Raw genomic sequence first — 21,440 nt, forward strand, 5'->3', positions numbered from 1 at the left:
AGCTTGATTGCGCCCGGCAGGTTCAAACGCGAAGGCCGATCAGAGCGGCTCTGATCGGCCTCGGCCATGCGTGCACGGGGTCGGCGGACCCAGGGCGTCTTGATCAGTATTTGGCGACGACGGGGCCGGCCGAGAAATGATAGTTGACGCCGACCCGGGCGATCTGCTCGCGGAACGGGGTCGATGTCGTGAACACGATGGCCGGAACGGTGGAGGAGGCGACGTTCAGCGTCCGCCGGCCAAGGTCGACGTAAAGGTACTCGGCCTTGAAGCTCCAGTTCGGCGCGAACATCACTTCGGTGCCGGCGCCGGCGGTCCAGCCGGTGCTCGTCCCCGAGGAGGCGCCGCTGGCGCAGATGGTCGCGCCCACGATGCATCCGCCGGTCACGTCGGTGGTGCTGAACGAGGATTTGGTGCGGCCATAGGCGAAGCCGCCGGTGCCGTAGAGCAGCCATTGCGGCGCTACCAGCACGCCGACCCGGCCACGCACGGTGCCGAACCAGTCGATGCCCTTGCTGACCGTCGTCGAGGTGGCATCGAAGCCGACCGGTGCGAGCGCCTGGGTGGTCGTGCCCTTGACGTCCGCGCCCTGGAAGTCGGCCTCGAGGCCGACCAGCCATTGCGGGGCGACCTGCCAATTGTAGCCGGCCTGGACGCCGCCGATCACGCCTTTCGCCGACGGCGACAGCGCGGTCGGAAATGAACCGGCCGCAACCAGCGCGGCGAGCGGGGCCGCCAGTGCCGGATCGGTCGACAGGACGGAAATACCCGTGGAGCCCGTGCTCCAGTCGTAGCCGACATTGCCGCCGACATAGAAGCCATTCCAGGTCTGAACCGGGGCGATCGCCTTCACCGGCATTTTATAGGTCGGGGCAAGATCCGCGGCATGTGCCGTCCCCCAAGCCGCCCCGACAGCCACGACGCCCGCAAGCACAAGTTTCTCGAAATTCTTCATTGGCCCAATTCCCCGATTCCGACGTGATTTTACGCTACATGGCGGCTGAACGCTGTGACCAATTGGCAACTCCGGGTCGGGATCGGAGCGCCTTCAGGCTGGATCGCACTCAAACCAGATGGAAATTGGCCGAGGTCAGGCTTGCCAACGCGGTGTTGGTGATGGTGACCACGTGAGTAGCGTCGAGCGTGAGCACGGTGTCCGCCCCAACCTGATGCAGGTCCGCGAAGACGTTGGCGAGACTTCCGAACTGCGATGCCTGCAGCTGAATGTCGTCCAGGGCCGTATGGAAGTTGTTGATGGTGTTGTGACCGAAATCGCCGGCGAACACGAACGTATCCCGGCCGTAATTGCCGGCAATCAGCGTGTCGCCGGGGCCGCCGATCAGGATCTCGTGGGCGTTGAAGGTCGAGGCGGCCGTGATGGTGGCGCCGCCGGCGCTGCCGTCGAGGACGGTATTGCCATAACCGGTGGTGGCGGATCCGCCGGCGGGAACGAACACGAAGTTCTGGTTGCCGCCGATCACCTGGACGGTCAGCGTCGATGTCGAGGGCGCCGCATGGCCGTTGCTCGCGGTGTAGGTGAAGTTGTCGTAGGCGACGCCGGTGACGCCGCCGCTGGCAGCGTAGGAATAGCTGCCGTCGGCATGCACCGTGAGGCTGCCATAGGCGCCTGCGATGCTGTGATCGACGGCGCCGGCGAGCCCGTTGACGGCGCTGACCACGACGTGATCGGCGGGGTTGGTGTCGGTGTCGTTGGCGAGCAGGCCGTGCGCGGCATCGGCGGTGACGGTCTGGCCGGCGACGACACGGTTGTTGTCTGCGTGCGCCGTGACGAGTGAATCGATCACGGCAAGTCCGGTGAATGTCGTGGCGATATTGCCGAGATTGGCGGCGTTGCCGGCGAGGTCGCCGATCGCTCCGCCGTGCAGATCTATGCCCGTGACCGCCAGCGCAGATGTGAGCGTGTCGCCGGCTCCCACCGTGTAGTTGAACACGAGCTTGCTGGAATCATGCAAGGCCGCGGTCGCAGCCGCATCGAAGGTGGCGATGCCGTTATCGTTGAGCGAGAGGGTGGGCGCACCGCCCGACAAGGTCACGGCTTCGGCGAGGGCGACCGTGATCGTGACAGACTGGCCGGCTCCGACCGCGCCGCTCGCGGGCGATGCGCTGACGGCGACGATATCCGGCGCGTGCGTGTCGATCTGCAAGATCCCGGCGGGGTTGACGGTGCCGCCCGGCAAGGTGAGATCGTTTCCGGCGAGGTCGCGGATGGTCCCTGCATTGAGCAGGATCTGGTTGACCGAAAGATCGCTCGCGTTCTCACCCGCAGCCACGAGATAGCTGAAGGTCAGCGCGCTGCTGCCGCTGCCGCCCGCATAGGTCGCGACGCCGCCATCGTTGAGCTGCATGGTCGGCGTGCCGCCGGTCAGATCGACGTTGACCGCTTCGCTGAGATTGAGCGTCAGGATGACGCTATGGCCGGCGTTGAGATCGCCGCTGCCTGCGACGATGCCCGCGCCCGAGGTCGCGATCGACATCACCGTCGGCGCGATCGAATCCACCCGAACGCCGGCGGTCGAGCCGACATTGTTCAGCGTGAGCACGGCGGCGTTGCCGACCGCGTCCTTGATCGTGCCGCCATTGAGAACGATCGCACTGCCGAGCGCGACGCCATTGGCATCGCTCTCGCCGGCAGCCACTGTGTAGCGGAAGGTCAGCGAGGAGGCGCTGCCTTGGCCGACATATTGGGCGTCGACGAGGCCACCGGTGTCGAGCATGATCGCGACTTCCGGGGTGCCCGTCACCGACACCGCCTCGCTGAAATTGACCGTGAAGTCGAGATTCTGACCGGCGACGTAGGTACCGTTCGCGGGCACGCTCACCGACGTCACGGCCGGGGCCGTATGCTGAACGGTGTAGACGTCGCCGCCGGTGAATCCGTTCGCCACGGCGTTGCCGGCGGCATCGGCAATGCCGGTGCCTGAAGCGTTCAGGTCGAGGCGCAGCGTGCCGTCGCCGGTCACGCCGTTGACGGTCACGGTATAGACGTTGCCGCTGACGGGCGTCAGGACGATGCCGGTGTCGGTGACACTGCCGGTGCGGGTCGCCGTGAAGTCGCTCGCATCGACGCCGGTGACGTCTTCCGAGAACGTCACCGTGAACTGATCGCTTCCGGCATTGTTCGGGTTCGAGCCGTTCGCGACGATCGACGAAACGCTCGGAGCGGTATGTCGAATGGTGTAGACGTCGCCGCTCGAGAAGCCCGCGCTGGCGCCATTGCCGGCAGTGTCGGTGACGCCGCTCGAGCCGCTCTTGAAATCGAGGCGCACGGTGCCGTCGCCGGTGACGCCGCCGACAGTCACCGTGTAGGTCTTCCCGTCGGCGGAGGTGATCTGGCTGATGCCGGTGGTGGAGAGGGCGATACCACCCGGTGTGTTGGTCGTGGTCAGGGTGAAATCGGTGGCGGTCAGGCCGCTGACGCTCTCCGAGAAGGTCACCGTGAACTGTTCGGTGCCGGCGTTGTTCGGGCTGGCGCCCGACGCGGCAATCGACGTCACGGTCGGAGCGGTGTGATCGATCGTGTAGGTCTGTCCGGCGAAGCCGGCAAATATGGCATTGCCGGCGCGATCGACGATGCCGGTGCCGGACGCGTTGAGCTTGAGGCCGAGCGTGCCATCGCCCGTGACGCCGGTGACCGTCACCGTATAGACGCTGCCGCTGAAGGGCAGCACGACCATCCCGCCATATGAGACGGACCCGCCGGTGACGATAGTGAAGTCACTCGCGTCGACCGCGCTCACGATTTCGGAGAAGGTGACGGTGAAGGTATCGCTGGTCGCGTTGCTCGGATTGCTGCCGGCGGAATTGATCGACGAGACCACAGGTGCGGCGGTGTCGATCGTCAGGTGCAGGTCGGTGGCTGTGCCGGCCAGCACGGCATCGTTGCCCGAGCCGTCCTTGATGGTGCCGCCGTTCAGGAGAAGGTTCTGCACCTGCAGATCACTGCTGCTGTCGCCGGCCTGCACCGTGTAGCTGAACGTCAGCGCGGTGCCGCCGCTGCCGCCTTGATAGGTCGCGATCACATTGTCGCTGAGCTGGAACTCTGGCGCGCCGGTGACATTCACCGGGTCGGTGAAGGCCACCGTAATGGTGACGACCTTGCCGGCATTGAGATCGGTCGCATTGCCCGTCGTCGCCGCCGTGACCGAGCTGACGAGCGGAACGTGGAGCAGATTGACCGTGCTGGTCGCGGTGTTGCTGGTCCCGTTGCTGGAGGAGCCGTCGGTCACGGTCCATTCGATGGTCCGGGAGCCGGGCGCGGTCGATCCGGGGGCGCTGAACGCGATCGATTCCAGTACGGTCTGGTAATGATCGAGCGTGTCGGTGCCGCTCAGCGTGAGCAGGCCGGTTGCGGCGTTGTAACTGCCGGTGATGTTGTTCTGGCTGATGAAGCTCAACGCATCGCCGCTGACGAAGCCGCTGGCAATCTTGATGGTCGCGCCGGTCAGATTGCCGCCACTGTCGGGGTCGGCGACGATCAACGTGCTGTCGAGCAGGGCTGCCGCACTGCCGACCGGATAGTTCAGGCTGGCACCTGCGGTGACGGTCGGCGCGGTATGGACGATGCCGAGCACGCTCGCCGTCAGAGGCACCTCGCTCGAGATGAGCGTTGTGGAGGCGGTGCCGTATTGCCCGCCGAGCTCGACCTGATTGCCCTGGGAGTTCGTGCCCACGCTCGCGACGGCGCGACCGGTCAGGTCCGGGAGGGCGAAGGTGGACTGGCCGTCGCCGCCATAGGTCGTTCCGATGAGCGCAAACAGGACCTGGTTCTGTGAGATCGACAGTAGCTGGCCCTGGCACTCGGCCCAGCCGTGCGCCAGCATATAGTCGAGGTCCGTGCCGTTTCCGGCGTAGGAAATGATCTCGCCGACCCATGGAGCGGAGTCCGAGTACGAGCCGCTCTGGGAGGGAAATATTCCTTCGAGAGAGATCAGATAGTGCAGAGCGATGGAAGGCTGGTAGTTGCTGAAGTCGGCTGAAGCCCCGACTGGATGGGGCAGGTTCGACGTTGAGAGCGTGGTCGTGTCCTGGCCGATGACCGTGCCAAGTTGGAAATCGCCGATCGAGTTCGTTCCGACCCCGATGATGGTGCGGCCGGTGAGGTCCGGCAGCGCGAACGTCGTGACACCATCGCCGCCATACGTCGTCCCGATGGCGTTATAGAGGTTCGGATAGTCGGCGATGTTCAGCACCTGGCCAGCCGCCAGCAGATATCCTGCCGGCGCAAAATTGCTGAGAAACGGGACAATTTCGCCGGCTACGTCGAGCCAGTTCGAGGCTGAGCTCGCGCCCGGTCCGCCGGTGTTGATGAGATAGTTGATGGTCAGCGAAGGCTGGTCGTTGGTGAGAGCCTGCCCCGCGCCGAAGCCCGAGGGCAAATTCTGGGTCCCCAGCGTGACCGTGTCCGTGCCGTAGTTGGCTCCGAGCGAAAAATTCGCGCTGTTCTCGGAGCCGACCGTGAGCTTGGCCTGGAGGTTGGGTAGCTCGAAGGTCGTCTGTCCGTTGCCGCCATAGGTCGTGCCGAACAGCGAGAACAGGGCGGTGTTCTGGGCGATCGACAGCAGCTGCCCGCTGGCAAGCGCCGTGTGGTTGGGAGCAAGGCTTCCGGCGAAGGTCCTGATGGACCCGAGATCGATGGTGCCGGGATCGGACGTGCCGTCTCCATGCGAGGGATAGGTGCCTTGAAGCGGGATCAGCTGGGTCAGCCCGAGTGAGGGCTGATCGTTGTTGATCGGGGATGCCGTGATGTTCGTGTTCGTCCCGTCCGACACCTGCCAGGTAATATCGCGAACCTGGTGCGTGCCGCCGCCGGTCGGATCGCCGTTCCCCGAAAAACTGTAGGTGATCGAGCGCAGCGCATCCTGATAGTCGGCGACCGTATCGCTCCCGCTCAGGGTGAGGATGCCGTGCGCGGCGTCGTAGCTGCCGTGAATGTTGTTCTGGTCCGTGAAGTTCAGCGTGTCGCCCGCGACGAAGCCGACGAGACTCACCACGGCCGATGAGAGTGTTGAGGAGGCGCTGTCCGTTACGATCAGGTTCGGTGCGATGGACACGGCGGCGCCACCGCCGTGGAACGTCGCTGACGTGCCGGGGGTCAGGCCGATGATGCCGAGCGTCGTGCTGAAATTTGCAAGCGCCTGCTCCGCGAAGGGCGCGCTAACGGCAGCCGCTGCCGGGGTGGTCGAGACGTCGAGCGTCCAGCTTGCGGGATCGGCATTGCCGATCACATGCGTCGCCGCGTCGACGGTGACGCCGCCGGCATAGGCGGAGAGGTCGGAGATGAACTGGCTTCCGGTCGCGCCCGCGGCCGTGTCGCAGGCATAGAGGGCGAGAGCTCCGTCGGATGCGAGCGAGGCGCCGATCGCGGAGAGTGCGGCGGCATCGTTCGCGAGGTCCGCGTCGTGGATGACGGATGAGCCGATCTCAATCTCGCCCGGAGCGCCGTGACCGACGATCGAGATCGACGCGAGCCCGGTCAGGCCGTTGTTCTTGAGGATGGTTGCGATCTGGGCGAAGCCGTCGCTGGCGCCGTTGAGGACAAAGGCCTGTTCGTCCGGGGCCAGCCCGTCCAGCAAGGCATCGATGTCGGAAACGCGGGAATCAATGAAAACAACTCTTCCCATACTCACCACATTCCACGCCGAAACGGCGCATATCCACCAGGGAGCCAGCCGCCGGGCCAGCCAAACAAATGCATTAAGCAGCGATTAACTAGCGTGAAGCTTGCGCCGGAACAAGCCTGCGCGCGGCACATGCAACCGGAGCGCGACCGCCGTCCTGCGAGGCAAATGTCGCGTTTTTCCGCGTTTTTTGGCGATAGTTGTTTGAAAACGAGACATCGCGCAGGGCGCAGCGCATCGCCGTTCATCAATGGCGGTTGATCTTCGCGCATGATCGCGCCGATCCGTGTCGGCGCGCGTGACCGGCTCGTTGCCCACCGGCTCCGGCGCGGCGGTCTCCCGGCCTGGCTCGGCCGCTTCAATCCGGTGTGTTTCAGTCCGCGGCCTTGGCCACGCGCGTGTCCTCGCTCGGCTGTTGGCGGACGCAGCCCTGGCAGATGACGAGGGCGCGGTTGATCCTGGCGTCCTGCTCGGCCTCGATACCGTCCTGCGCCTGCCACCATTCCTTCGAATAGGGCTGAAGTCCGGCTTGCGAACTGTTGCGCTCGGATACCGCGGCGGATCGCGTTGTTCGCGATGGCCCCGAGGCGGGGCGCTGCTCATTGGGATCTTCGCCCGCACCATCCCAGGCAAAGCGGGCAGGCCTGAAGGCCGGATCGGAAGCGAGATGCGCCTGCGGCGCGACGGCACATCCGGCAAGCGCCAGCGACAACAGGAGGAAGGCGGGCGCTTTGACCATGATGCGGCACTCTGTACGCGAGAACTGGCTGAGGTTGCGCCGATCATGTTTAAAAATCCCTGAACGACTGCGGCATCGCCGACGACCAATGCGCATGCGCTGTTTCATCCTCCTGCTCGCTCTGCTCGTCACCGCTGCGCGCGCCGACGACGCAAGACCATTCAACCCGGCCGACTATCCAGCCGGTGTGCAGAAGGCGCTGCGCTACGCCAACGAGGAGTGCGACAGCCAGGACGGTGGCGCGGTAACCTTTGCGCCGGACACGGTGCGCCGGATCGACCTGACCGGTGACGGCCGCGACGACTACATCGTCGATTTCCGCGACACAAAATGCGGGGAGCGCGAGACCACTTATTGCGGAACCGGCGGCTGCGTCATGGACATCCTGGTGACGCTGCCGGATGGCAGCGTGCGCCCCGTGTTCGACGGCTATGTCCGCAGCTACAAGATCGTGACGTCGCCGGTGAAGCGCGGCGCCGCGCGCACCATCCGGTTCGATCTGCATGGCAGCTATTGCAGCGGTTTTGGCGCGCAGGCCTGCGTCAAGGAGAAGACGATCACGGCGACGCCGTTCGCGTTCAAGCAGCCGTAGAGCAGGTGCGCGGCCGGCGGCCTTGCGGGGGTGCGGGCGTTGGCGATAAATGGGCAGCAAGGAGCGGGCGGCTTGCGCGCCGTCCGCAGTCGAAGAGGAAGCCCCATGCAGCCCCTGCGCATGTCCCGCCGCGTCATGAATCTCGCTCACATGCTGACCCAGAATGCGCGGCGGCATGGATCGCGTCCCGGTTTCGTCTGGGGTGACAGGTCCTGGACCTGGCGCGAGATCGACGCCCAGGTCTCGGCACTGGCGGCGGCGCTCGCCGCGCGCGGCATCGCGAAGGGCGACCGCATCCTCGTCCATTCCAAGAATGGCGATGAGATGTTCTTCTCGATGTTCGCAGCGTTTAGGCTCGGTGCGGTCTGGGTGCCCCCCAATTTCCGCCTGATGCCGGACGAGGTCTCCTACCTCGCCCAGGCCTCCGGCGCGAAGGCGTTTCTGTGCCACGTCGATTTTCCCGAGCACGCGGCGGCCGTGAGCGGCGGTGCGCTCGCGTTCACCTGGAGCATTGACGGCAAGGGCGCGTTCGGCGAGGCGTCGGTTGCAGATGCCATCGCATCGCATGCGGGGCACGCGGTCGAGAACGTCGCTGTCGAGCACGACGATCCCTGCTGGTTCTTCTTTACCTCCGGCACCACGGGCCGCTCCAAGGCCGCGGTGCTGACCCACGGCCAGATGGGCTTTGTCGTCACCAACCATCTCGCCGACCTGACGCCTGGTGTCACCGAGGACGATGCCTCGCTGGTAGTGGCGCCGCTCTCGCATGGCGCCGGCGTGCATCAGCTGGTGCAGACCGCGCGCGGTGTACGCACCGTGCTGCTGCCGACCGAGAAATTCGACATCGACGAGGCGTTCCGCCTGATCGAAAAGCATCGGGTCAGCAATCTCTTCACCGTGCCGACGATCCTGAAGATGATGGTCGAGCATCCCGCCGCGGACAAATACGATCACTCCTCGCTGCGTCACGTGATCTATGCTGGCGCGCCGATGTATCGCGAGGACCAGAAGGCTGCGCTGAAGAAGCTCGGCAAGGTCATCGTGCAGTATTTTGGATTGGGCGAGGTCACCGGCAACATCACCGTGCTGCCGGCGGCGCTGCACGACCCCGAGGACGGCCCGCATGCGAAGATCGGCACTTGCGGCTTCGAGCGCACCGGTATGCAGGTCTCGATCCAGGACGACGAGGGCCGCGAGCTCGGGGCGAACCAGAGCGGCGAGATCTGCGTAATCGGTCCTGCGGTGCTCGCCGGCTATTACGACAACCCCGAAGCCAATGCGAAGGCGTTCCGCAACGGCTGGTTCCGCACCGGCGATCTCGGCCACATGGACGAGGAGGGGTTCGTCTACATCACCGGCCGTGCTTCCGACATGTACATCTCCGGCGGCTCCAACATCTATCCGCGCGAGATCGAGGAGAAGATATTGACGCATCCCGCGGTCGGCGAGGTTGCCGTGCTCGGCGTGCCCGATGCGACCTGGGGCGAGGTCGGCGTCGCCGTCTGTGTTGCGCGCGAGGGTGCGACGGCCGTGACTGAAGCGGAGATGGCGGCGTTCCTGTCGCCAAAAGTGCCGCGCTACAAGATGCCGAAGCGGTTCTTCTTCTGGGAGGCGCTGCCGAAGTCCGGTTATGGCAAGGTGCCGAAGCGCATGGTGCGTGACGAGCTCGAGGCGCGCGGATTGCTCGACCTCGACAAGACGAAAACAGGCTGAGCGAGGGTCATGCGCAGCATCAAGCAGCCGGGCGCACCTGGCGCAGAACGCATCCAATGGGTGGAGGCGAGGGGACGCGCTTTCACGTTCATGCTTGAGGCAGGCGTGCCGCTGCTGGAAGCCGCACGCCGCGGCTTTGCGGCGGAAGGTTTTGCCGGCGGCGTGCTGAACTTCGGCCGCGGCACGCTCGGGCCGTTTGCCTATGTGATGCCGGCGCTGTCGAAGACCGGCGAGAACGCCGCGTTCTACAGCGAGACGTTCCGGCCCGAGGGCGTGACGCGCACGAAGCTCGGCCGCATGACGCTCGGCACGCGGGACGGCGCGCCGTTCTTTCATTGCCATGGGCTGTGGACCGAGGCAGACGGCAAGGCAAGCGGTGGCCACATGCTGCCGGACGAGACGATCGTGACTGAGCCGTTCGAGGTCGAGGCCTTCGGCCTCGACGGCGCGATGTTCACGGCCGAGCCCGATCCCGAGACCAATTTCAAGCTGTTCGGACCGGTTGCGGCTGCGAGCACTGGTGCGCGCACGACCAGCCGCGCCTTCGCGCTGCGGCTGCGCCCCAACCAGGACTTCGCTTTCTGCCTCGAAGGCTTTTGCCGCGAGCACGGCATTGCGCGCGCGAAGATTCATGGCGGCGTCGGCTCGACCATCGGCGCCCGCTTCACCCATGGCGGCGTGACCGAGCCGTTTGCGACGGAGCTTGCGGTGACTGCGGGGGCGATCGCACCGGGCCCTTCGGGTGCACTCGAAGCGGCGCTCGATGTCGCGCTGATCGACTACACCGGCGGCATCGCGGAGGGGCGTCTGATCCGTGGCGACAATCCCGTGCTGATGACCATGGAATTGGTGCTCGAGGTGTTGAGCTAATCTCGGCGAGCGATCGTCAGTGAGAACGTAGCTTGGCAATGGCCAAGTACGTAGAGTCACTTAGCCCCGAGCCGGATCCCTGAAAGAGATTGAGCAAGGGGGATTGTCCCTGACCGATGCTCTGGCCGTTTTTGACGTCATACATGGCGGAGAAACGGCCCAGCAGCTTTTCGACCTTCGCGGGATCGGAAAGATCTTTGATCTTCATGAATTTGTCCACGAACTTGGCCTGCTGGTCGATTGGCATCGCCGCCATCGAGTCAGGCAAATTGAAGGTGGTCCTGAACACCTCCGAAAGAGCCTTGTCGGCAAGGATGTCGTATGCGGACGTGATCTCCCCCGCCTTTCGCTGGAAATAGAGCGCCAGGCGCACGCCGGGATTCGTATCGCCCTGCTGCTGCTCGAGGCTTTGCTGGAGATAGTTCGCCTGTGTTTCCCGCAGCTGGACTTGCTTCTGAGGACCAACCATCGCAAGGCGCGCGACATTGTCCTTGCTGTCGAAATTGAACGACGCCGCGATCTCGGCAAAGCGATGATCGCTCTCGGTGTTCGCGAAGCTCTTTGGATTATTCAGATCGGACGCGAATATCTTCTTCAGATATTCGGTGCTGACCTTCTTGGGGTCCAGGCCCTTGGCGACGAGAATGAAATCGACCATCTTCCGGTTCGCAAGCAGCTCAGAAACGCTGTCGATGCCTGCGATGGCCTCCTGATAGGACGTCGCGTCTTTCTGGGCCTGTTCTCGAACCGCTTTCTGCTGCTCAGGGCTTGCCTGTTTCAGCACTGCAATGACGTAGTCCTTCGCGGTCTGGAGGACTTTTGCCGAGTCCTGAGCCACCAAGGGGGTCGTCAGATTGCCGTTTGCGTCGAAGTTGAAGGCGCGCGCGAGCTCGACGTATCGGTTGTCCTTGAGCGTATAGACGAAGCTCTTGGGATCGCTGAGATCGCTTTCGAGGGCCGCCTTGACGGTGGCCTGCGAGACCTCTGCAGGATCGAGGCCGACGGCGCCCAGCGCAAAATCATACACGGCTGGAGTCGATACGAACGCCTGGACTGAATCGATCTTGCCGATCGCGTTTCTGAATTGAACGGTTGCGAAGGCCTCATTCAGGGGACTTGCCGCCGCATAGACGTCGGACTTGCTGTCGTCGAACCGCTTTGTCGTGAGCGTGACGTTTGCAGCAGTCTGCGCGGGCACACCCGACGGCAGCGACCCGTCAGCCGAAAACTCGAACGCGCCGGCCAGGTCTACAAAGCCACCTATCGTCGCGATCTGGTCGTTGAGGCTGGAAATGCTCTTCGTGTACGACTCCAGGTGATATTTTTCGACCAGGATCTGGACGTTCAACTGAGCCACGTCGGCGCCCGGTTGCGAGAGTTGGGCCGTGTAGTCGGCGATCTTCGTATTGGTGGCGCTCACGTCCGATTTGGCTTGAGCGAGCTGGGCGTTGAGGCCGGTCAACTGAGACGCGAAGGCGGTGTTGACGTAGCTGTTCGGATCGGATGGGTCGCTGCGCAGGACCTGGCTTATCGTGTCGGGCGGCCACTTGCTTTGATCGATCCCGAATGCCGAATAGACATAGTTGCGGAGACGATCGTTGTTCAGCAGCTGATCAGCACTGCTGATGCTGCCGATCTGGGCGCTGTAGTATTTCGTATCGTCCGCAAGTGCGTCGACCTGGCTCTTCTTGGTTGCCGTGTACAGACCGATCGTCTCGTCGGTCTGGTTCTCCGATTGCGCAACCGGCGTCGCAGTGCCGTTGAAGGAAAATGCCGCGGCAAACTCCCGGTAACGCTTGTCGACCAGCTTGTTGACAAAGCTCTTTGCGTCGGAGAGGTCGCTCTCCAGCACCTTTCTCATGAAAGCCTTGGCGTAGGCCATGTCTTCCAGGCCATACGCCTTCAGTGCGTAATGATACAGGCGATAATCCTTCATGAGATCATCGACGGTCTTCACCTTGCCGATGTTGGCCTTGTAATAGGCGGCCTCTCGCGCGACGTCGGTCTGCTGTTCGACCCGCGTCAGGGATTGCTTGAGATGGTGCGAAATGTAGTTGTAGCTGAAATACGTTGATACCATCGCGCATTCCTCGCGGCTTCTTACGGTCCTGGACGTCCGTCAATCATTGCCGGGTCGCGAGGTGGGGGCTGGCCTCATGCCAACAGATTGTCTCACAGCAACGTCTTCTTAAGGCGATTCTAGAATACAATCTTAAGTTTTAGTTTGTGTCCAAGTGACGCGTGCCGAGTTTTGTTGCTGTATGTTTCTCAGATGCAGCTTTCGCGAAGATTGTGTTCCTGATATGTTCCGGCCGAAATATCGACCGGAGCGGGTTGGAAGCCGGGCATGAGCCGAAGAAGCAATCGCACGATCAACCTGCCGGCGCCGTATCTGAAGCGGATCTGGCTCGATCCGTCGCAGGTTCACGATCGCGAGGCTTATCCGTTTTGCCTGCCCATCTTCCCGGATGATTTCGAGCTCAGCTTCGACGCCGCCATCACGATCATCGTCGGAGAGAATGGCACCGGGAAGTCGACGATCCTCGAGGGTATCGCGGCGCTTGCCGGCTACGACGATGCCGGTGGCGGCAAGGGCTACATGCCGGTCGATCATTCCGACGCGCGGGAGAAGATGGGTGGCCAGCTTTCCAAGGCGTTGCGCGCAAGCTGGCTGCCGAAGATCACCAACGGCTGGTTTTTCCGCGCCGAGAGTTTTTTCTCGGTGGCGCGATATCTCGACAAGGCCGCACGTGATGCCGGCCAGGTCGGACCCGATTTTCTGTCGCATTCCCATGGCGAAGGTTTTCTGCGCTTCTTCGAAGAGCGCTGCCAGCGCCAGGGCATCTTCATCTTCGACGAGCCGGAATCGGCGCTGTCGCCGGCGCGTCAGATCGAATTCCTGAAGCTCTTGCGACGCATGGACGACTCCCGCATCTGCCAGGTCATCATGGCGACCCATTCGCCGATGCTGATGGCCTATCCCAATGCGAAGCTGCTGCGGCTCGGGAAATACGGGCTGGAGCCGGTGACGGTGGAGGAGACCGACCATTACCGGCTGATGCGGGAGTTTTGTGACGACCCGCGGGGCTTCGTGGAGGCGACGCTGGCGGAATGATTGGGGGACGTCTGCCGCTTCAATGAGGCACGCGCATTGTTTTTCCACTCGCATCTGAATCGCGAACACACCTTCGCGGCCCCGCGGCATGAACTGCCCGAGCCTTGCTGTCGTCACCGCCCTCGAAAGTGCCGAGGGCGCAGGGAAGGCCGGGTGCCGGCTGGCACCCGCGGTCCGCTGTGCGCGAAATGCGCTGGAAGCAGATGCACAGCGGCATACAGGTGAAGCCGAACATCCGGCCTTCCCTGCGCAGTGGTTTTACGGCTTATGTCGTGATCTCCCCAGGGAGCGATGCACTATTGCCCCCGTCGCCTTGCGGATGGCTGACGCGCCCGCCCGGTCGGGCAGCACGTGTCACCGCAAGACTTGGCACACAGACCCCGGATGCCAGGACCACACGATTTTGCCGTACGCAGGCTGCACCGGTCGTGTGCGCGCGGGTCGTTGCTCACGGCGCGAGCCGCCCTGCAAACCAGCTTCGCGCCGACGCCGCCTGCGTCCACCACGTCCCCTCCCGCGTGTCGTGACGATCGCGATACGCCCCTCGGACCGGGCTGGGATGGCCGAAACATGCGACATTTCCGAATTCGCGTAAAGCGAATTGTTTTGATCGGAACGGATTGACCCCGGCCTTGTGTGTTTTGCCCGTCGGGCAACGCAAGGGATGGCGTGGATGCGGGAGCGATCCCCGCCACAGCCGTGCCACGAACCGGTCTCCCCACGGCCCGAAAATGCGCTACGATGATCGCAGCGCGCCTCAAGTCGCGCAGCTCCAGGAGTGAGGAAACGGTATGAGGATGAGAAGCGGAACGGCGGTCGCCGGGGTGGCGGCGCTGGCGGTGGCGGGGATGGCTCTGACGGCCGCGTTTGAGCCGGTTTGGGCACACGGGCCGACCCGGCAGAAGGTGCGCGAATCCATCGAGATCAACGCAGCCCCGGCCAAGGTGTGGGCGGTGATCGGCAATTTCCAGGACATGAGCTGGCTCCCGCCCGTCACCAAGACCGAGGGCGAGAAGGGCAACGAGATCGGCGCGACGCGGCGGCTGACCCTGACCGGCGGGGCGACCGTGGACGAGGAGCTCTACAAGTTCGACGCGGCCGCCATGACCTATTCCTACCGGATCACCGCCGTGGACGTGAAGGTGCTGCCGGTTACCAACTATTCCTCGACGCTGACGGTGACGCCGAGCGCCGACGGCAAGGGCGCGACGCTGGAATGGGCCGGCGCGTTCTACCGCGGCTTTCCCAACAACGATCCGCCGCCGGAGCTGAGCGACGAGGCCGCCAAGACTGCGGTGAGCGGGCTCTACAAGGCCGGCCTCGAGGCACTGAAGAAGAAGATCGAGAGCGGAAGCTGACCGTGCGCGTGCTGGTCCTGGCGGCGCTCGCCGCCAGCCTTACCTGCCTCGGCAGCGCGTCCGCCGAGGAGGCCTTCGTCACCAACCAGCTCAGCGACGATCTGATGGTCGTGGACCTTGCCACCGCACGTGCGGTGGCAACCATCCCGATCGGCGGCAAGCCGGCGGGTATCGCCGTCAGCGCCGACGGCCGCTTTGCCTATGTCACCAGCCCGGATGCCAAGGCGGTGACGGTGGTGGACGCGGCAACGCGGCAGGTTGCGGGGCGGATCGAGGTGGGCGGCGGCCCGCTCGGCATTGCCGTGGCGCCCGACGGCCGCACCGTCTATGTCGCCGACTGGTACGCCGCGGCGGTGCGGGTGATCGACGCGGCGAGCCGCAGCGTCAGGGCCAGCATCGCGGTCGGCGCCTCGCCGTCGGGCCTTGCGGTAACGCCTGACGGCAAGCTGCTGCTCTCGGCGGACCGCGACGACGACAGCGTCTCGGTGGTGGACACGGCGACGCGCGCGCGGAAGGCGGTCATCAAGGTCGGCACGCGCCCGTTCGGCGTCACCATCGATACCGATGGAAAACGCGCCTACACCGCCAATGTCGGCTCCAACAACATCTCCGTGATCGACATCGCCACTGGGTCCGAGATCGGCCGCGTGCCGGTCGGGATGCGGCCCTATGCGGTGGCGCTGGCGCAGGGGCGCGGCTTCGTCACGGACCAGTATGGCGGCACCGTCAGTGTGTTCGATCTGGCGACGCTGAAGCCGGTGAAGCGCATCAATGTCGGCGACTACCCCGAAGGCATCAATGCAACGGCCGACGGCAAGCGCATCATCGTGGCCTGCTGGGAGAGCAACACGCTCGATATCATCGACACCACCGAACTGAAGGTGATCGGCGAGGTCAAGACCGGCGACGGCCCGCGCGCGTTCGGGGCGTTCCTGCGGAGGACGGAGTAGGGCGGGTAGGGTGGGCAAAGGCGCAGCGCGCCGTGCCCACCATCTCTCCGCCGTCTCGGCACGCTATGGTGGGCGCGCTTCCGCCTTCGCTCTTCGAGCTACGGCGGACAAGTCGCTTTGCCCACCCTACGGCACTTTCGACGCGGTGAAATCCCGCAGCTTCAGGAAGAAGTCCTTCAGGATCGGGTTGCGATCCACGTAGGTCACGTAGCGGATCGGATGCCGCCTGCGGTCGATGCTCCACGTCATCTGGTCCGTGAGGACCGGAGCGGGGATGATCACGCTCGGCGCCCACATGGGGTTCAGCAGCCAGCCGACCGGCGCCATGTCCCAGATCTCCTTGGCCCAGCCCATGTGGTCGGACGAATACTCCTTGAACCGCATCGCGAGGAATGCGCCGATGCTGCCATGCGGTTCGACGTAGCGCTCGATCTCCGGCACGGTGCTGTGGAGGCGCGAGGTGACGCCCCTGCACGGCACCAGCACGAGCGGCACGCCGCTGTCGAGCAGCACCTGCGCACCGCCGACATCCTGCTTGAGGTTGAATTCGATGGTGTCGGGCCATTCCAGCGCATGGCCGCCGAGCCAGACCACGACGATACGGTCGATGATATCGGGTGCCTTCAGAAGGGCGGAGGCGACGTTGCTGATAGCGCCGATGGCGATGACGTAGAGCGGATTGTCCTGCGTGCCCGCGCGTGCCCGGGCGATGAGGTCGTCCACGGCGGGTGCCGTCCGCGCCGTCTTGCCTGGGCCGACATAGTCGGTGACGCCGCGATGAACCAGGCCTTCCGACGCGACGCTCAGACGCTCCAGCAGGCGGAGGATTTCCTGGTAGCTCAGCTCCATGCCGTGGCCGGGACTGTCCGCGCGCGCATTGAAGAACGGTGCGGCGTAGATCGCCTCGACCTCGAAGCGCTCCGGTGACAGCAGCATCTGCACGAGCGCGAACTGGTCATCGATCTCGTTATAGGTGTCGGTGTCGAGCACGACACGCAACCGGCCGACCGGCGGTTCCAGGAGCTTGAGGCGCACTGCGTCCGTGAGTGTCATTGCCGTCTCCCTGGGCCGTGCGTGGCGATTGCGGATCAGGCTCTCTGCGGAATCCGGCAGACCACTTCGGCAATGTCCTCCATCTGCGCGAACATGTGATCCGGCGCAAGCGCCCGCAACGCCGCTGGGGCCGCATAGCCCCAGCTGACCGCGCCGCAGGCGATGCCGACCGCGCGCGCCGCCTCGATGTCGCGCACCTCGTCGCCGATCGCGATGACACGGTCGAGCTCCACGCTGGCGCGCCGGATGACGCGGCGGAATTTCGCGGGCTTGCCGAATATCGACGCAGAGCAATCGAAATGCGCAAACAGCGCCGCGGCCTCGCCGAGCTTCTCGCGGGCATTGGCTTCGCTGTCGGAAGTCACCAGCGCGAGCTGCACGCCGTTCCCGGCCAGCGTCCGCAGCATCGCCTCGACGCCGGCAAACAGTGAAATCTCGCTAGCCGCCTCCGCCTTCAGCCGCCGCGCATGCCGCGCGATCGCCGGCAGCTTCCACAGCGGCACCTCGAGCCGGCTGAGGATCTCACGGCTCGAGGCATGCCGCAGCCCTTCGATGTCCTCATCGGCGACACGCCGAAAGCCGAAGCGGTCGGCGACGTCGTTGATGGTGCGCAGGAACCAGGGGAAGCTGTCGGCCAGGGTGCCGTCGAGGTCGAAGATGGCGAGGGCGTAGGGCATGGGGGAGTGGAAGTGTCGGGCGGACCTGCGCATCCGGTCCGCTGGCGACGCGCTGACAGATGCCATCGGAGATGCTATATTAGGGCCCAGAGGTGACAGATGTCGGACCTACTGGCAAGGATTACGGTCGATCCGTAGCGTATGCATGGACGCCCATGTATTCGCGATCTGCGCATCACGGTCGCAGACGTCTTGGGACTGCTATCCGCCGGACAGTCGCGCGACAGCATTCTCGGGGACTATCCGTATCTGGAAGAGGCGGATATCGACGCAGTGCTCGCCTATGCCGCGCGTCAGGTTGACCACCCGATCATAGCGGCCAAATAGCTTGCTTTACCTAATCGACGCTCAGCTTCCCCCTGCACTCGCGGAAGCCTTACGTCGTGCTGGATACGATGCGGCTCATGTGGTCGAGTTCGGAATGGCGGCAACATCGACAATCGCGCGCTGGTGCGACAGTTTCTGAGCGCCATGCCGCAAATTGTCGAAGCCGTCGCGCGGGGCGAGGCCGTCATCGAGTTCGTCGGTGGTTAGTCATGGCAAGCGGGACCGAACCACAGTAGCGGCGAGGCTGCGCTACTCCGCCGCCTCGCTCGTGCTCCGCCGCTTCGGCTTCCTTGCCTTCTTCAGCACCGGCTCCAGAAACTTGCCGGTATAGCTCCTTGGCGCCTTCGCGATGTCTTCCGGCGGGCCCCAGGCGACGATCTCGCCGCCGCCGTCGCCGCCTTCGGGGCCGAGGTCGATGACCCAGTCGGCGGTCTTGATGACTTCGAGATTGTGCTCGATGACGACGACCGTGTTGCCCTGCGCGACCAGCTCGTGCAGCACCTCCAGGAGCTTCTTGACGTCGTGGAAGTGCAGGCCGGTGGTGGGCTCGTCCAGGATGTAGAGCGTGCGGCCGGTGGCGCGCTTGGACAGCTCCTTGGCGAGCTTGACGCGCTGGGCTTCGCCGCCTGACAGCGTGGTGGCCTGCTGACCCACGTGGATGTAGTCGAGGCCGACGCGGTGCAGGGTCTGGAAGGTCTCGCGCACGCGCGGGACCGCCTTGAAGAAGTCGGCGGCTTCCTCGACGGTCATGTCGAGCACATCGGCGATGCTCTTGCCCTTGAACAGGACCTCCAGCGTCTCGCGGTTGTAGCGCTTGCCCTTGCAGACGTCGCAGGTGACGTAGACATCGGGCAGGAAGTGCATCTCGATCTTGATGACGCCATCGCCCTGGCAGGCCTCGCAGCGGCCGCCCTTGACGTTGAAGGAGAAGCGGCCGGGCTCGTAGCCGCGCGCCTTCGCTTCGGGCAGGCCGGCGAACCATTCGCGGATCGGCGTGAAGGCGCCGGTATAGGTCGCGGGATTCGAGCGCGGGGTACGGCCGATCGGCGACTGGTCGATGTCGATGATCTTGTCGATATGCTCCAGGCCCTCGATGCGGTCGTGCGGGGCGGCGCCTTCGCTGGCATTGTTCAGCTTGCGGGCGATCGCGCGGTAGAGCGTGTCGATCAGCAGCGTCGACTTGCCGCCGCCGGAAACACCGGTGACGCAGGTGAACAGGCCGAGCGGAATCTCGGCGGTGACGTTCTTGAGGTTATTGCCGCGCGCGTTGACCACCTTGATGGTGCGGCGATGGTTCGGCGGGCGCCGCTCCGGCACCTCGACCTCGAGCTCGCCGGTCAGGTATTTTCCGGTGAGCGATTTCGGGTTGCGCATGATCTCGGCGGGCGTGCCTTCGGCGACGATGTGGCCGCCATGCATGCCGGCGCCGGGGCCGATGTCGAGCACGTAGTCGGCGAGACGAATGGCGTCCTCATCATGCTCGACCACGACCACGGTGTTGCCGAGGTCGCGCAGGCGCTTGAGCGTGTCGAGCAGGCGCGCGTTGTCGCGCTGGTGCAGGCCGATCGAGGGCTCGTCCAGCACGTAGAGCACGCCGGTCAGCCCCGAGCCGATCTGCGAGGCCAGGCGGATGCGCTGGCTCTCGCCGCCGGACAGCGTGCCGGAGGAGCGGGAGAGGGTGAGATAGTTGAGGCCGACGTCGAGCAGAAAGGTGAGGCGTTCGCGGATCTCCTTGAGGATGCGGCCGGCGATCTCGTTCTGCTGCTTGTTCAGCGCCTCCGGCACGGTCTCGAACCACTCGCCGGCCTTCTTGACCGACAGTTCGGAGATCTCGCCGATGTGCTTGGTGCCGACCTTGACGCAGAGCGCCTCGGGCTTGAGCCGAAAACCGTTGCAGGCGCCGCAGGGCACGTCGTGGAAATACTTCGCCAGCTCCTCGCGCGCCCACTCGCTCTCGGTCTCGCGGTAGCGGCGGTTGATGTTGGTGATGACGCCCTCGAACGGCTTCTTGGTGTCGTAGGAGCGCACCCCGTCCTCGTAGGAGAACTTGATCTCGTCCTCGCCGGAGCCATGTAGGATCGCGTCTCTCGTCTTCTTGGGCAGATCCTTCCACTTGGTGGTCAGCGTGAACTTGTAGTGCTTGCCGAGCGCCGTCAGCGTCTGCACGTAATAGGGTGATGACGATTTCGCCCAGGGCGCGATCGCGCCCTTGCCGATGGCGAGCTCCTTGTCGGGGATGACGAGGTCCTCGTCGACATGCTGCTCGACGCCGAGGCCGCCGCAAGCGGGGCAGGCGCCGTAGGGGTTGTTGAACGAGAACAGGCGCGGCTCGATCTCGGGAATCGTGAAGCCGGAGACGGGGCAGGCGAACTTTTCCGAGAACAGGATGCGCTCGGGTCCGCTCTTGTCGTGGATCTTCGCGGTCTTCTTCTTCTCCTCGGCCGGCGCGGCCGCGGGCGCATCGGCGAACTCGACGACGGCAAGGCCCTCGGCGAGCTTCAGCGCGGTCTCGAAGCTTTCGGCGAGACGCTGGCCGATGTCGGCGCGCACCACGATGCGGTCGACGACGACGTCGATGTCGTGCGGAAACTTCTTGTCGAGCGTCGGCGCTTCCGCGAGCTCATGGAAGGTGCCGTCGATCTTGACGCGCTGAAAGCCCTTCTTGAGCCATTCGGCGAGCTCCTTGCGGTACTCGCCCTTGCGGCCGCGCACGACCGGCGCGAGCAGATAGAGGCGGGTGCCCTCGGGCAGCGCCAGCACGCGGTCCACCATCTGCGAGACGGTCTGGCTCTCGATCGGCAGGCCGGTGGCCGGCGAATAGGGCACGCCGACGCGCGCCCACAACAGGCGCATATAGTCGTAGATTTCGGTGACGGTGCCGACGGTGGAGCGCGGGTTCTTCGAGGTCGTCTTCTGCTCGATCGAGATCGCCGGCGACAGGCCGTCGATCTGGTCCACGTCAGGCTTCTGCATCATCTCCAGGAACTGGCGCGCATAGGCCGACAGCGATTCGACGTAGCGGCGCTGGCCCTCGGCATAGATGGTGTCGAAGGCGAGCGAGGATTTGCCGGAGCCGGAGAGGCCGGTGAACACCACGAGCTTGTCGCGGGGAATCTCGACGTCGATGTTCTTGAGGTTATGCTCGCGCGCGCCACGGATCGTAATTGCGCGCAGGCTCGAGCCCGCGTTCTGTTGTTGGCGCTTCGCCTTGATCACTTCATCCATCCCGGTGTCCTCAGGGAATCCCAAAGACGCGCGGCCGCGCCAATGGTGAAGGCGCGCTTTGCCCGGAACCGGGATCGGCGCCGATGGGGTTGTCAGCGAACGTAGGAAGAACAGCGGCGGATTTCCAGTGGGACTTGCGAATCGTCAACGGATTGTTGGCGTGCTGGCGGCATCTGGCAGCAG

Annotated in this window: 15 protein-coding genes; 8 read left to right on the forward strand and 7 right to left on the reverse strand. The window is 64.5% G+C overall.

Annotated features, from left to right (window positions below; translation table 11 throughout):
• Positions 1 to 103: 103 nt before the first annotated feature.
• From AB5K84_RS22860 to AB5K84_RS22870, 3 genes are all read right to left on the reverse strand, one after another.
• Positions 104 to 955 (reverse strand): outer membrane protein, encoded by an 852-nt coding sequence (locus AB5K84_RS22860; protein WP_011087483.1) that lies wholly within the window; start codon positions 953 to 955, stop codon positions 104 to 106.
• A gap of 109 nt (positions 956 to 1,064) precedes the next feature.
• Positions 1,065 to 6,641, reverse strand: a complete 5,577-nt coding sequence (locus AB5K84_RS22865) for a tail fiber protein (RefSeq protein ID WP_162494105.1) — start codon at positions 6,639 to 6,641, stop codon at positions 1,065 to 1,067.
• Between the two features lie 370 nt (positions 6,642 to 7,011).
• Positions 7,012 to 7,485, reverse strand: coding sequence for a hypothetical protein (locus tag AB5K84_RS22870; protein WP_236842256.1), 474 nt, complete (start codon positions 7,483 to 7,485; stop codon positions 7,012 to 7,014).
• On the opposite strand from AB5K84_RS22870, the gene AB5K84_RS22875 reads away from it, so the two are divergent.
• The 3 genes from AB5K84_RS22875 to AB5K84_RS22885 all read left to right on the forward strand — a co-directional run bounded on the left by AB5K84_RS22875 (position 7,472) and on the right by AB5K84_RS22885 (position 10,552).
• Entirely contained in the window at positions 7,472 to 7,969 is a 498-nt protein-coding gene (locus AB5K84_RS22875) for a hypothetical protein (RefSeq protein ID WP_038967271.1), read from the forward strand. The two genes, AB5K84_RS22870 and AB5K84_RS22875, sit on opposite strands and share 14 nt — an antisense overlap.
• A gap of 105 nt (positions 7,970 to 8,074) precedes the next feature.
• Entirely contained in the window at positions 8,075 to 9,682 is a 1,608-nt protein-coding gene (locus AB5K84_RS22880; protein WP_038967267.1) for an acyl-CoA synthetase, read from the forward strand.
• A 9-nt stretch (positions 9,683 to 9,691) separates the two neighbouring features.
• Positions 9,692 to 10,552 carry a PCC domain-containing protein gene (locus AB5K84_RS22885; protein ID WP_011087478.1) on the forward strand — a complete coding sequence of 287 codons (861 nt, stop codon included), beginning with the start codon at positions 9,692 to 9,694 and terminating at the stop codon, positions 10,550 to 10,552.
• A 16-nt stretch (positions 10,553 to 10,568) separates the two neighbouring features.
• On the opposite strand, the gene AB5K84_RS22890 is transcribed toward AB5K84_RS22885, so the two are convergent.
• Positions 10,569 to 12,632, reverse strand: coding sequence for a DUF1217 domain-containing protein (locus AB5K84_RS22890; RefSeq protein WP_011087477.1), 2,064 nt, complete (start codon positions 12,630 to 12,632; stop codon positions 10,569 to 10,571).
• A gap of 267 nt (positions 12,633 to 12,899) precedes the next feature.
• Here AB5K84_RS22890 and AB5K84_RS22895 point away from each other — a divergent pair, with 267 nt between their 5' ends.
• From AB5K84_RS22895 to AB5K84_RS22905, 3 genes are all read left to right on the forward strand, one after another.
• A complete protein-coding gene (locus AB5K84_RS22895) occupies positions 12,900 to 13,667 on the forward strand; it encodes an AAA family ATPase (protein ID WP_011087476.1) in 768 nt (255 codons plus the stop codon).
• 791 nt (positions 13,668 to 14,458) lie between these two features.
• Positions 14,459 to 15,025 carry an SRPBCC family protein gene (locus tag AB5K84_RS22900; RefSeq protein WP_011087475.1) on the forward strand — a complete coding sequence of 189 codons (567 nt, stop codon included), beginning with the start codon at positions 14,459 to 14,461 and terminating at the stop codon, positions 15,023 to 15,025.
• A 2-nt stretch (positions 15,026 to 15,027) separates the two neighbouring features.
• Complete coding sequence (locus tag AB5K84_RS22905) at positions 15,028 to 15,975, forward strand: YVTN family beta-propeller repeat protein (protein ID WP_097532472.1); 948 nt, start codon at positions 15,028 to 15,030, stop codon at positions 15,973 to 15,975.
• A gap of 126 nt (positions 15,976 to 16,101) precedes the next feature.
• On the opposite strand, the gene AB5K84_RS22910 is transcribed toward AB5K84_RS22905, so the two are convergent.
• Complete coding sequence (locus AB5K84_RS22910; RefSeq protein WP_011087473.1) at positions 16,102 to 17,028, reverse strand: nucleoside hydrolase; 927 nt, start codon at positions 17,026 to 17,028, stop codon at positions 16,102 to 16,104.
• A 35-nt stretch (positions 17,029 to 17,063) separates the two neighbouring features.
• The gene (locus AB5K84_RS22915) at positions 17,064 to 17,705 is read right to left on the reverse strand and encodes an HAD-IA family hydrolase (RefSeq protein WP_038967457.1); all 642 of its coding nucleotides are present in this window, start codon (positions 17,703 to 17,705) and stop codon (positions 17,064 to 17,066) included.
• A 141-nt stretch (positions 17,706 to 17,846) separates the two neighbouring features.
• On the opposite strand from AB5K84_RS22915, the gene AB5K84_RS22920 reads away from it, so the two are divergent.
• Both AB5K84_RS22920 and AB5K84_RS22925 read left to right on the forward strand, forming a co-directional pair.
• On the forward strand, positions 17,847 to 18,032 hold the full coding sequence (locus AB5K84_RS22920; protein WP_011087471.1) for a DUF433 domain-containing protein: 186 nt from the start codon (positions 17,847 to 17,849) through the stop codon (positions 18,030 to 18,032).
• A 1-nt stretch (position 18,033) separates the two neighbouring features.
• A complete protein-coding gene (locus tag AB5K84_RS22925) occupies positions 18,034 to 18,171 on the forward strand; it encodes a DUF5615 family PIN-like protein (RefSeq protein ID WP_157839442.1) in 138 nt (45 codons plus the stop codon).
• A gap of 110 nt (positions 18,172 to 18,281) precedes the next feature.
• Here the strand turns inward: AB5K84_RS22925 and uvrA are convergent, their stop codons facing one another.
• Positions 18,282 to 21,257, reverse strand: a complete 2,976-nt coding sequence (gene uvrA, locus AB5K84_RS22930) for an excinuclease ABC subunit UvrA (protein WP_011087470.1) — start codon at positions 21,255 to 21,257, stop codon at positions 18,282 to 18,284.
• Between the last annotated feature and the right edge of the window lie 183 nt (positions 21,258 to 21,440).

Source organism: Bradyrhizobium sp. 1200_D9_N1_1 (assembly GCF_052075915.1).
GTDB lineage: Bacteria > Pseudomonadota > Alphaproteobacteria > Rhizobiales > Xanthobacteraceae > Bradyrhizobium > Bradyrhizobium diazoefficiens.